General features: G+C 60.0%; 9 protein-coding genes. 3 read left to right on the forward strand and 6 right to left on the reverse strand.

The genetic code is table 11. From position 1 onward, the window contains the following. A partial coding sequence (locus PSV43_RS23610) for a putative Ig domain-containing protein (RefSeq protein WP_300203540.1) occupies positions 1-4,889 on the reverse strand: 4,889 nt, incomplete at its 3' end. 185 nt (positions 4,890-5,074) lie between these two features. On the opposite strand from PSV43_RS23610, the gene PSV43_RS23615 reads away from it, so the two are divergent. Continuing rightward, positions 5,075-6,307 (forward strand): argininosuccinate synthase, encoded by a 1,233-nt coding sequence (locus tag PSV43_RS23615; protein WP_300203542.1) that lies wholly within the window; start codon positions 5,075-5,077, stop codon positions 6,305-6,307. 36 nt (positions 6,308-6,343) lie between these two features. Here PSV43_RS23615 and PSV43_RS23620 read toward each other — a convergent pair whose 3' ends face one another. The 3 genes from PSV43_RS23620 to PSV43_RS23630 all read right to left on the reverse strand — a co-directional run bounded on the left by PSV43_RS23620 (position 6,344) and on the right by PSV43_RS23630 (position 8,457). Then, positions 6,344-6,688, reverse strand: coding sequence for a hypothetical protein (locus PSV43_RS23620; RefSeq protein WP_300203544.1), 345 nt, complete (start codon positions 6,686-6,688; stop codon positions 6,344-6,346). A 143-nt stretch (positions 6,689-6,831) separates the two neighbouring features. Beyond that, complete coding sequence (locus tag PSV43_RS23625; protein ID WP_300203546.1) at positions 6,832-7,266, reverse strand: hypothetical protein; 435 nt, start codon at positions 7,264-7,266, stop codon at positions 6,832-6,834. A gap of 6 nt (positions 7,267-7,272) precedes the next feature. After that, positions 7,273-8,457 carry a right-handed parallel beta-helix repeat-containing protein gene (locus PSV43_RS23630; RefSeq protein WP_300203548.1) on the reverse strand — a complete coding sequence of 395 codons (1,185 nt, stop codon included), beginning with the start codon at positions 8,455-8,457 and terminating at the stop codon, positions 7,273-7,275. Between the two features lie 205 nt (positions 8,458-8,662). Between PSV43_RS23630 and PSV43_RS23635 the strand changes: the two genes are divergently transcribed. Then, positions 8,663-9,697 (forward strand): lipid A deacylase LpxR family protein, encoded by a 1,035-nt coding sequence (locus tag PSV43_RS23635; protein ID WP_300203550.1) that lies wholly within the window; start codon positions 8,663-8,665, stop codon positions 9,695-9,697. 101 nt (positions 9,698-9,798) lie between these two features. Continuing rightward, positions 9,799-10,824: a ThuA domain-containing protein gene (locus tag PSV43_RS23640; RefSeq protein ID WP_300203552.1), complete on the forward strand. Its 1,026-nt coding sequence runs from the start codon at positions 9,799-9,801 to the stop codon at positions 10,822-10,824. Positions 10,825-10,896: 72 nt separating this feature from the next. On the opposite strand, the gene PSV43_RS23645 is transcribed toward PSV43_RS23640, so the two are convergent. Together PSV43_RS23645 and PSV43_RS23650 are read right to left on the reverse strand one after the other, a co-directional pair. Continuing rightward, positions 10,897-11,535 carry an HAD family hydrolase gene (locus PSV43_RS23645; RefSeq protein ID WP_300203554.1) on the reverse strand — a complete coding sequence of 213 codons (639 nt, stop codon included), beginning with the start codon at positions 11,533-11,535 and terminating at the stop codon, positions 10,897-10,899. A gap of 133 nt (positions 11,536-11,668) precedes the next feature. Next, positions 11,669-11,962, reverse strand: a 294-nt coding sequence (locus tag PSV43_RS23650; RefSeq protein ID WP_300203556.1) for a PhoU domain-containing protein, incomplete at its 5' end; no start/stop codon positions are given.

Raw genomic sequence — 11,962 nt, forward strand, 5'->3', positions numbered from 1 at the left:
CCGCTGGCAGCCGTGACGGTCTGCGAATAGGCCGTGCCCACCGTCGGTGGGTTCAGCGCGGTGGGAGAAAGGGTGACGACTGGGCAAATCTGCAGCGTGTAGGTTTTGGTACCGGCGCAGGTGTTGACGCTGTCCGTGGCTGAGATGGTCACGCTGACTCCGGCTGCGTTGCCAGTGGTGGGCGTGCCGCTGAGGACGCCCCCGCTGCTGAGGGACAAGCCCGCTGGCAGTGTGCCGCTGGTGACCGTCCAAGTGTAGGTCGATGAGCCGCCGGTGGCGGCGAGTGTTTGTGAATACGCGCTGCCCACGGTGCCCAGCGGCAGCGTGGCCGTGGAGATGGTGATGGCCGGGCAGCCCATGGCAAAGGTCATCGACTGCGTGCCCTGACAGCCGTTTGCATCCGTGGCACGCAGGGTGACGTTACCGCTGGTCTGGCTGGTGGGTGTACCGCTGACCACGCCGGTGCTGGCATTGAGCGAGAGGCCCACAGGCAGCGTGCCGCTGACGACCGCAAAGGTGTAGGACGCAGCACCCCCAGAAGCGGAGATGGTCTGCGAGTAGGCGACGCCCACAGTGCCGGCGGCCGGAGTCGTGGGAGCCAAGGTGATGGCCGGACAGATTTTTAAGGTGATGGCGCGCGAGCCTTGGCAGCCGTTGGCATCATTCACGCGGAAGGTGATCGTGGTGGCAGGACTTGCGGAAGCCGTCGGCGTGCCGCTGATGACTCCGGTGCTGGCATTGAGCGTGAGACCCGCTGGCAGTGCGCCACCGGTGACAGTCCAGGTACTGTAAGGAGCGATGCCGCCACTCGCGGCGAGCGTCTGCGAGTAAGCCGTGCCCACGGTGCCTGCGGCGAGCGCGGAAGGCGTGAGGGTGATCGTCGGACATTGCGGGGTCAGCGTGCAGGCCAGCGTGGTGGTGCAGGCGTTAGCATCGGTGACACGGAGGGTGAAGATGGCCGTGGTGGTGGTGTTTGGGGTACCGCTGAGGACACCGGCGGAAGTGAGCGAAGCCCAGGCAGGCAGAGTGCCGCTGGCCAGGGTGAAAGTGTAGGGAGCAGTGCCGCCGCTAGCCGTGATGGTTTGCGAATACGAGGTGCCCACCGTCGGCGTGGACAGCGTGGTGGGTGAAAAGGTGATGACCGGGCAGATTTGCAGCGTGATGGCGCGTGTGCCTTGGCAGCCATTGGCATCATTCACCCGCACGGTGACGGAGGTGGATGGGCTGGCGGAGGCCGTGGGTGTACCACCGATGACTCCAGTGCTGGCATTAAGCGTGAGTCCTGCAGGCAGTGTTCCGGCTGTGACCGTCCAGGAGCTGTAAGGCGCGACACCACCCGTGGCGGAGAGCGTCTGCGAATAGAAACTTCCGACGGTGCCAGAGACCAGCGTCGCGGGCGTGATGGTGATGGTCGGGCAGACGGGAGTCACGGTGTATGAAACCGTGGCGGAGCAGCCATTGGCATCGGTGGCACGCACAGCGAAGCTGGCGGCGGTGGCGCTGGTGGGTGTACCACTGAGCAAACCTGCAGAGCTGAGCGTGGCCCAGGTGGGCAGCGTGCCGCTGGCGAGGGTGTAAGTGTAGGATGCTGTGCCACCCGAAGCGCTGAGGTTTTGTGAGTATGCGGTGCCCACGGTGGGGGTCGGCAGGATCGAAGGCGTCACCGAAATGACAGGGCAGATTTGCAAAGTCACCACCTGTGTGCCCTGGCAGCCATACGCATCATTCACGCGCACGGTCACGGAGGTCGAGGGGCTGGCGGAGGCCGTGGGCGTGCCGCTGATGATGCCAGTGCTGGCATTGAGCGTGAGGCCTGATGGCAACGAGCCGCTGGTCACGGTCCAAGAACTGTAAGCTGCGGTGCCGCCGCTGGCGCTCAGGGTCTGCGAGTAGGCGGTGCCCACTGATCCCGCTGTGAGAGTGCCCGGCGAGATGCTGATCGTCGGGCAGTCAGGGGTGACGGTGTAGGACTGAGTTTTGGTACATCCTGCGGCATCGGTGGCGCGCGCGCTGAAGGTCGCAGCAGTGCCGCTGGTGGGGAGGCCGCTGATGGTACCGTTGCTCGTGCTTAGAGACAGCCCGGCCGGCAGGGAGCCGCTGGTGAGCGCCCAGGTGTAGGGCGAAATGCCGCCTGCAGCGCTGAGTGTTTGTGAGAAACTGGTGCCGACTGTGGGCGTGTTGAGCGAGGCAGGAGTGACGGACACCGCCGGGCAGATCGGAGTCACGCTGAGGGCCCGCGTGCCGGTGCAGCCTTTGGCATCTGTCGCGCGCAGGGTGAAGCTGGTGGCGCTGGAACTGGTGACAGTTCCTGAGATGACGCCGGTGGTGGCATTCAGCGTGAGACCGGCAGGCAGCGCTCCGGTGGCGACCGCGTAGGAGTAGGGAGCATTGCCACCGGTGGCAGCCACCGTCCTTGAGTAGGCGGTGCCGACTGTAGGAGCAGGCAGCGTGGTGGGCGTCAGCGTGATGGTGCTGCAGGTCACATTGAACAGATAGTCTTCCACCTCACCCGGGCCGCTGGCACCAGAGGGGCTGGGATTGGTCACGGCGGTGAGACGAAAACGTGCGCCCAGGCTGCCGACGGCTGCATTCGCAGGCACATTGAAGGTGTAGCTCTGGCTGACATTGTTCGTGTCACTGGGGATGACGACATTGTTGATGATCTGCTCGCCGCTTTCCGTCAGCGAACCGTTGTTGTCGAAGTCGATCCAGCCGTTCAGGAAGGCAGGTGCACCGGAGGTGTTTGTCACCTTCACGGTCACACTCACGCCCGTGGCTCCCTGCACCGCGCTGGCAGGCAGCGTGACGCCGTCTTCGTCATCCGTCCAAGACAAATCATCCGCATTGGCGGCCATGTTGAACGCCGCTGGAATGTCGTAATCAACGAGCGAACCCATGAACAACGAGTCGAACACGGTGTTGCGTGCCACATCAAAACCGGAGTAGTCGCCGAAGTCATCCAGCACCTGAGTGAACTCATAGCGCATGGCACCACCGGAGATGGCGGATGACGCCATGCTGGAGGTGATGGTGGTGGCCACGCCGGTCGTTTTATCCAGCGTGTAGAGCGCGTTACCGGCCTGGGCAAACAGAGTGCCGTAACCGTCCGTGGACAGACCGAACACATCTGCGATGGCGGAGCCACCCGTATTTTTGACCTGTCCCACCAACTGGGCGGCGTTGCCACCTTCCGGCACTTTGTACAAATAGAACGCGGTGAAGCCGCTGCCCGCAGTGGTGTAGTACAATTCATTGCCAATCCACGCCAGATCCCCTGCACTGTTGAGCGCCTGACCGTTCGGAACCGTGGCCGGCGCGGTGAAGGCGATGCTGGTTGAGGTGTTCGAGTTGGTGCTCAGCGAAGAAATGTTGAAGGTGTAGATGTCACCATTGCTGACGCTGCTCATGTAGGGCGTACCGGCGGAGTCAAACACCAGACCGTTGAAGCTGTTGCTGGTGCTGAAACTGCCCAGCCGCGTCACCGCCCCTGTGGTGGGGTTGATCTGGTAGATGTTGTTGAAGTCGATGCCGTAGAGGATGCCGGAGGGTGACCAGGCCAGATCCGTCAGGTAATGGGAGCTCGAGTCCCGAGTCTGGCCGACGAGTTTCTTCGCTCCCGTGGAGACATCATACGTTTCCAGATAGCCGGTGCTGCCGTTGCCGGTGCTGACATAGAGGAGGCTGGAGTAGCTGGTGCCGGAGGCCACCGTCATCAGATAAGGCTGCTCGGCGGTACAACCGTAGGAGTCGGTGACCCTGAGCGTGAAACTGGAGGTGCCCTTCGCGGTGGTGGTGCCGCTCAGCACACCCGCGCTGCTCAACGAGAGCCCCGCCGGGAGCGTGCCGGAGGAACGGGACCAGGTGAGAGGCGCATTCACGGAGCCCGACGTCGCCGTGGCCACCAAGGTGACATTGACCGCTGTGGACAGATCCCACGACCCCATGGCGAAGGGTGAGATGACGTAGCTGGTGCAAGTCGGCGTAAAGGTGTAAGTGCGGGTGCCGACGCAGCCGTTTTGATCCACCGCCTGCACGGTAAAAGTCTGGCTGTCTCCAGAGGTGGGCGTGCCGCTCAGTGCGCCGCCCGAGCTGAGGGTCAGTCCGTCTGGCAGCGAGCCGCTGCTCACACTGAAGCTGTAGGGAGAGGAGCCGCCACTGGCGCTGATCGTCTGGGAGTAGGGGGTGCCGACCGTCGCACTGCTCAGGCTGGTAGGGCCCACCGTGATGGTCGGGCAGATTTGCACGAGATAGTCTTCCACCTCACCATTACCGCTCTGGCCGGTGGAGCCGGGAGAGCTGGTGGAGGTCAGGCGCACACGGACGCCCACATCGCCAATGCTGGCGCCGGAGGGCACACTGAAGTTGATGGTCCTGTTGGCATTCGATGTGCCGTTGGTGATCGTCGTGTTGGTGGCGATCTGCTCGCCAGTGTTGGTGAGCACGCCGTTGTTGTTGAAATCGATCCACGCATTGAGATACACGGTGGAGCCGCTGGCGTTCGTGACCCTCACGACCATGCTGCCAGTAGTGCCCGTGACCAGACTGACAGGAAGTGTCACGCCGTCTTCATCATCGCTGCCCGTGTTGTCATCTCCCGTGGCACTGGCATTGGCCGTGATGCTCGTTTCGCTGTCGGTGAGGGCACCGATCCTGATGGTGCTGACGGTGGTGCTGCTGGCACTGCCGAAAAGGTTGTAGTCGCTGAAATCCGTCGCGGCCAGTGCGGCCACTGCGGAAGCGACAAAGAGGGTGATACCTGCCGTCAGAGAGCGCTGGCCCCGGGCGCAACGCCCCAGCACCCACGCTGCAGCGCGGCGAATGACCACAGTCGAGTCGCCTGCTTCTTTAGAAACATTCGAAGGACTGCTGTATCCCGTAGGTAGACCCATGTATTTTTTGTGAATAAATCTAGCCTAACTATACCGATTATAATTTCAATAGAAAGCGGCTATTTATTTAACTTTCACTAACCATCTGATATTTCCCCTCCCCATTTAGCAAAAAATGCGAACTCCAGTGCTCGACACACCTGCGATTGCCCTTATTCTCCGCGCCCCTCTAAAAAAGCGGCATTATGAGCAAAAAAATCGTCCTCGCATACTCCGGCGGCCTTGACACCTCCGTCCTTCTTTCCTGGATCAAGGAAACCTACAACGCTGAAGTCATCGCTTTCTGCGCCAACGTCGGCCAGGACGACGAGCTTAAAGGCCTGAACGCCAAGGCCAAAAAGACCGGGGCCTCGAAAATTTACATTGACGACCTGCAGGAAGAGTTCGCCACGGACTTCATCTTTCCGATGATCCAGGCGGGTGCCATTTATGAAGGCGAGTACTTCCTAGGCACCAGCATCGCGCGGCCGCTGATCGCCAAGCGCATGGTGGAGATCGCCAAGGCTGAGAAGGCCGGGTTCATCGCGCACGGTGCGACGGGCAAGGGCAACGACCAGGTGCGCTTTGAGCTCACGGCGGCCGCTCTGGCCCCGGAGATCGAAACCATCGCCCCATGGCGTGATGAGCGCTTCCGCACTCAGTTCCCGGGCCGTGCCGAGATGATTGCCTACTGCGAAGAAAAGAAGATCCCGGTGCAGGCGAGCGCGAAGAAGCCTTTCTCAATGGACCGCAACCTCCTGCACATCAGCTATGAGGCGGGCATCCTCGAAGATCCGTGGTTTGACGCGAGCGATCCGAAGCACAAGGGCTACTTCAACACGCTGTCCGTTTTCCCGGAAGACGCGCCGGACAAGGCGGAGACGGTGATCCTCGAATTCGAAAAGGGCAACTGCATCGCCGTGAACGGCAAGCTGCTCTCCCCGCTGGGCGTGATGAAGCTGCTCAACAAGCTGGGTGGCAAGCACGGCGTGGGCCGCGTGGACATGGTGGAGAACCGCTTCGTGGGCATGAAGAGCCGCGGCGTGTACGAAACCCCCGGCGGCAGCATCCTGCACTTCGCACACCGCCAGATCGAAAGCCTGACGATGGACCGCGAAGTGATGCACCTGCGTGACAGCCTGATTCCGAAGTATGCCACCCTGGTTTATAACGGCTTCTGGTATGCGCCGGAGCGCCTCGCGCTGCAGGCACTGGTGACCGAGAGCCAGAAGAAGGTGAGCGGCACGGTGCGCGTGAAGCTGTACAAGGGCAACATCATCCCTGCGGGCCGCAAGAGCCTCTTCAGCCTGTACAATCCGCAGATCGCCACGATGGAAGCGGATCCGACGAAGGCCTACAATCAGGACGATGCGACCGGGTTTATCCGGTTGAATGGTCTGCGGTTGAGGACTGGGGCGATCCGGGACCGGAAGAAGTAAGAAGGGCGAGCGGGTTTCAACTTCGCTTATCGCATTTCAATTTATCAACGCGCCGAAGAGGGTTCCTCTTCGGCGTTGTTGTTTTTGAGAGAGGCGAAAAGTCAGATACGCGAGGGTGAGGAGTGCAGCGAACAGCTTCCAATCAAGGTCAACCCCTGCCCTTCTTCCACCTACCGTCAGTTGTACTCTTTTCCCTGAAACACGTTGCTGGTTAACACCCACATCTGACAGCCTGCCCACGACCTCAATGCGAAAGTCAGAGTCTGCCATCCGCCACCCCAGATCAAAGTAGCTAGGAATGTACGGCTTTGCAGCCTGAGCTGTGCCACAGCACATCACGGCCAGCATCAGAAGAAATGCACTGGAAAGGAGCTTCGTCATCGACGTAGCCAGAGGGTGAATGCGTTCGCACATCCGGTATAGCCGGAAAAGATTTTAATTCTTTCAAAGACAGCCGCGGGGTTCGCCCAAGCAATCATGCATACCTTCCAGAACGATCTAAAGCTCGTGACTGCTTATTGCGATCACCACAGCATAAACCCTGTCTCGCCGGCGCGGCGGATGCGTGGACTGAACGAGACGAACAGCGCCGCGACTGCATAGGTCAAATTAGCCAGTCCCACCCAGAGGGGGATGATGGCATGTGGCACCAGGGCGGCGCGTGGCTCCGTGATGGCCGGCAAAACGCGGCTAAGGAAGTATAGACCGGCCACTGATCCGGCGAAAAACGTGAGCGCGAGCAGCCAGCGGCAGGCCTGCCGCCCGTTCATATAACCATACATGACGACGAGACTCAGGCCATACCAGACGAGGGAACCGGCAAACCAGCTAAAGACTGCATGAAACAAAAACAGCGTCATCACCCCCGCGCCAAAAATCATGTGGGCCCACATGAACTTGCGCGCGAACTCGATTTCTTCACGGTTTTTGGCGCTGCGGTTGCGCTGTACATCAAGCATGGGTCTTCAGGGGGCGGTGGGGGAGGTTTCGTCCAGGTTGTCTCTGAGAATGACATGGGACTTCGGTTTAAAGTCGAGCCAAGCACTCTTCTTAGCGAGTTTACGGCCGCAATCCAGACATAGATTGGAGGTGACGAGCACATTTTTCACCACGCCTGTGCTCCAAACTGCGGCGGTGGTGAGCCCGGAAAAGGTGTTGCCGGTGAGGATCAAGCCATTGACTCCGCCTTCAATCAGAACGCCGGTGCCGACATCGACGCCCATGGGCACCTTGGCCTCAGCCGGGCGCTTTTCCTTCCCTGCCCCGATGTAGGTGTTGCAGAAGGTGTTGCCGGTGATGGTATTGCGCTCAGACTCCTTGCCCACGCGCACGGAAAACTCATGGGCGAGGACAAAGGTATTCGCACTCAAGGTGCAGCCACAGGCATCGCGCAGGTCAATGCCGCCCTGGAGATGATGGGCGATGACGTTTGCGCTAAGGGTGATGCCGTAGCAGTCGCGATCAAGGATGATGGCGGTGCCGTTGCACTCTTCGATCATGTTGCCGCTGAGGACGGAGCCGTAGGTATTTTCGATGATGACGCCGTTGCCGAGGTGATCGTCGATGTTGTTGCCGTTCATGCAGAGATTGAAGGCGTCATAGCAGCGGAGGGCGTCTTGATTTTCTTCAAAGTGGTTGGCGTTGACGATGATGTCATGGCCGCCGTGGATTTCGACGCCGCTTTTTTTGTTGTAGGTGAGGATGCAGTCGGCGACGCGGGGATCTTCGGTACAGTTCACCATGTGGATGCCGTGGCCGCCATGGTGGTCAACGGAGACGCCTTCGAAATAGATTTCCTGAATGCCTTCGGCAAAGATGCCGTCGCCGCTGTTCTCATTGCCGCTGACGCGCAGGTCCGCGATCTGCACGCGCCAGAGCTGTGCTTTTTTTTCGGTGTCAAGAGTGGGGGGACGCAGGATGAAGGCTGGCTGGCCTGTGGCGTTTTGATTGATGATGTGAGTGGCTGCACCGCTGCCGACGATGCGTGTCTCTGCGGTCTTCACGCGGAGAGGCTCTGTGATCACATAGGTGCCGGGGGGGATGGTGACGAGTCCGCCGCCCTCGGGCAGGGCATCCAGCGCGGCCTGGAGGTGAGGATGCTTCGAGGCATCCACGGCGGCCACAGGCGGGGCGGATTGTGCCTGGGACATGACCAGAGAGAGAAGCAGCAGGAGGGAGGATATCGCTTTCATCCCCATCACAAACGGGCATGGGCGGGCCTTTTCAGCGGCCTTTTTCAGCATCGCTGCCGCCGTAACAGGAGGCTGGAAGATATTTAGATTATTTGGTACATCCAACCCCATGGCCCTTTTCGATAGACGACCGCCTACTAGTCGCGGTAGCTTTCTCACTATTATGAAAACATTGTTCGCCCTCATCGCCTTTTTTGCCCTGCCCCATCTGGTGTTTTCCCAGATGGCGCCGGATGTGAATCCCCCCCACTTCGGAGCGCTGACCTTTTACTTTGAAAACGATGCCTTCGCCGGCACGGACAGCGACTACACGAATGGAGCGCGCATCAGCTGGACATCGCCTAACGTCGGGCGGTTTGGCGATGATCCGACGGCGGGCGGACTGGCGGGGATCTTCGATGACGCGCCGGGCACGGGTGACTCCAGCTACACGCGCAATGTGGCAATCTCGATCGGTCAGTGTTTGTACACGCCGGTGAATACGCAGGCTTCTGCTTTGGTGGCGAATGAGCGGCCGTATGCGGGCTGGCTCTACACCGGGCTGGGCCTGGTGTGGAAAACTCCACGGGTGAAGAACACTCTGGTCTTCAACATTGGTGTCATCGGTCCGTGGGCGATGGGTGAAGAAACGCAGCGTGCGGTGCATGATTCCCTCGGACAGCGCTCCCCGCAGGGGTGGGACAACCAGCTGCGCAATGAAGTGGGTGTGACGGCGACTTATGAGCGCAAATGGCGCTTTCGGAGCAATCCGGAAGGCAGCGGGCTGGCGTGTGATTTTCTTCCTTACGGCGGTGCCACGGTGGGGAATGTGTACACTCTGGCCACGCTGGGCGGGCAGTATCGCTTTGGCTACAATCTGCCGGATGATTTCGGCACGGGGGCGATCAGTGACTCGGCCACCACGCCGACTCCGGTGGAGGGCTCGGGTGCGAGGACGTGGTCGCAACGCTTTGGGGTGCATATGTTTGCCCGTGCTGAAGGCCGTGCGGTGGCGCGCAACATCTTCCTGGATGGCAACACTTTCCGCAGCAGCCATTCCGTGGATAAGAACATCTTCGTGGCTGATCTTTCACTCGGTGTCGCGATGAACTGGCGCAACTCGAAGCTGAGCTACGCCTTCATCTACCGCACCCGGGAGTTCAAAGGCCAGCCTGAAGGGCAGCTCTTTGGCTCGGTGACGCTGAGCATTTACTTCTGAGGAAGGTTTTCGGATCTTGGTGGCTGCGGGGCATTTAATCCCTGCCGAGGTCACTTTCCGCCTGCAAAAGACTGGTGCCACGCCACGTTGTTTCTTTCCCCATGATCAAACGCCTTACTCTCCTGTTTGCCGCTGCTTTGTCGCTCACCGCTTACGCGGAACCGAAGAAGCTCCTTCTTGTCACCGTCACCACTGGCTTCCGCCATTCCTCCATTGAGACGGCTGAGAAAGTGCTGGCTGAACTCGGGGCGAAGTCGGGTGCGTTCACGGTTGATTACGTCCACCAACCGGAAGGCCAGCCAAAGAATCCCGGCAAGGCTCCTGTGCGTGGAGAGAAGGAAACTGAAGAGTCATTCAAGGCGAAGGCGGAAGCTTTCAGCAAGGCTTCTGCGGACTTCAATGAAGCGAACAAGATCTGGAATGACAAGATCACCGCTTACATGGCGGACAAGATGGCGCTGGATAAAATCAAGGGCTACGATGGCTTTGTGTTTGCGAACACCACGGGCGATCTGCTGCTTCCTGACCGCGAGGGTTTCATCAAGCTGATCGAAGGGGGCAAGGCTTTCATCGCGATGCATTCGGGCTCGGACACTTATCATCCTTTCCGTGGCTACATCGACATGCTGGGCGGTGAGTTTGAAACGCACAAGTCGCAGGTGGAAATCCAGCCTGTGGTTCATGATCCTGCGCATCCGATTACCAAGGGTGTGCCTCTGGGCTGGAAGGTTTTCGATGAGATCTACATCATCAAGAGCTTCGACAAAGCGAAGGTGCACGGCCTGCTGGGGCTGAACTCGCATCCGAATCTGGAGCAGATGAAGGCCGAAGCGGCTCAGCGTAAAGAGAAGAAGATTGAAGATCCGAAGAAGGACCAGGAGCTGAAGGATGCTGAGGTGAGAGGCTACTGCCCGGTCGCATGGTGCAAGGAACTCGGTGCTGGCCGTGTGTATTACAACTCCCTGGGCCATCGTGAAGACGTGTGGGATCCGACTTGGAAAGCGGATACCAAGGATCGCAAGAACAGCCCTGAGATCGCCCAGACTTATCAGGAAATGATCCTCGCGGGGATCAAATGGGCGCTGAAGCTTGAAGAGGGTGTTTCTACTCCGGGGAACATTCCTTGAGGAGTTAGTGAGTTCTATTTAAACCAAGGGCGCTGTGGAAACACAGCGCCTTTTTATTCGCCTGCGCGCGGGCTAGGCCAGCTCAAAATGCACCTGGGTATAATCCAGTACTTCGGGACAGCCGGGCTCAAAGGGAAACGGGCGGGCGGCGGAGATGGCGATGACGTCGGCACCTGCGCGAAGGCCGGCTTCGATGCCGGCGGGGGCGTCTTCGAAGACGAGGCATTGGTCGGCGGTGGTGCCGAGGAGGCCTGCGCCTTTGTTGTAACCTTCGGGGTCGGGCTTGCCGTGGGTGACCTGCTCCGCATTGATCATGAAAGCGGGAATGGGCAGGCCGGCGGCTTTGAGACGTTGCGTGGCGAGGGCGCGGCTGGCGGAGGTGACGATGGCGTAGCGATCTGCTGGCAGGCGTGCGAGGAGGTCTGCGGCACCAGGAATGGCGACGATGCCGTCGGTGTCGGCGATTTCGAGGGCTTCGATCTTGCGGGCTTCGGCTTCCTCGTCGAGGCCGGGGATGGCAAAGGCACGTATCGTGTCGATGGTGCGGCGGCCGTGGGACACTTTCATGACGGGGCCGGAATCACGCCCGTAGGCGGCGGCCCAGTTCCGCCAGACGCGCTCCACGGCGACATGGGAGTCGAGGAGGGTGCCGTCCATGTCGAACAAGATGGCGCGGTAGGGGCGTGGGAGGTGGAGGATGGGAGATGACATAGAAGCAGGCCGTCCTGGATAAATGAGCTGTTTTTTTGGGTGGCTCAACTGAATGCAGCACTTCAGCTTTGCTCTGGAGTTCCAGGGCAAACAGCGCGCTTTCCAGAACGAGCTAAAGCTCATGAGTACTTTTTTACAGACCTGAGACAGCTGAGGCGGCGACTTCGGCGCGTTTGTCTTTGGTGAAGCGGATGTCTTCGGCGCGCTCGATGAAGATGGTGTCTTCGCAGATGTTCTTGGCGTGGTCGCCGACGCGTTCGAGGAAGCGGGCGACGAAGATGAGGTGGATGTAGCCTTCGAGCTCGGCGTGGTGGGATTCCATCACGGAGATGATTTCGCGGTCGAGGGATTTTTCGGCGGCGTCGAGTTCTTTGTCGAGGAGGCGTGCGGAGGTGGCAGCGTCGGGGTCGGCGTTGAGGAAGGCATG

It is taken from the genome of Prosthecobacter sp. (assembly GCF_029946185.1).
Classification (GTDB): domain Bacteria; phylum Verrucomicrobiota; class Verrucomicrobiia; order Verrucomicrobiales; family Verrucomicrobiaceae; genus Prosthecobacter.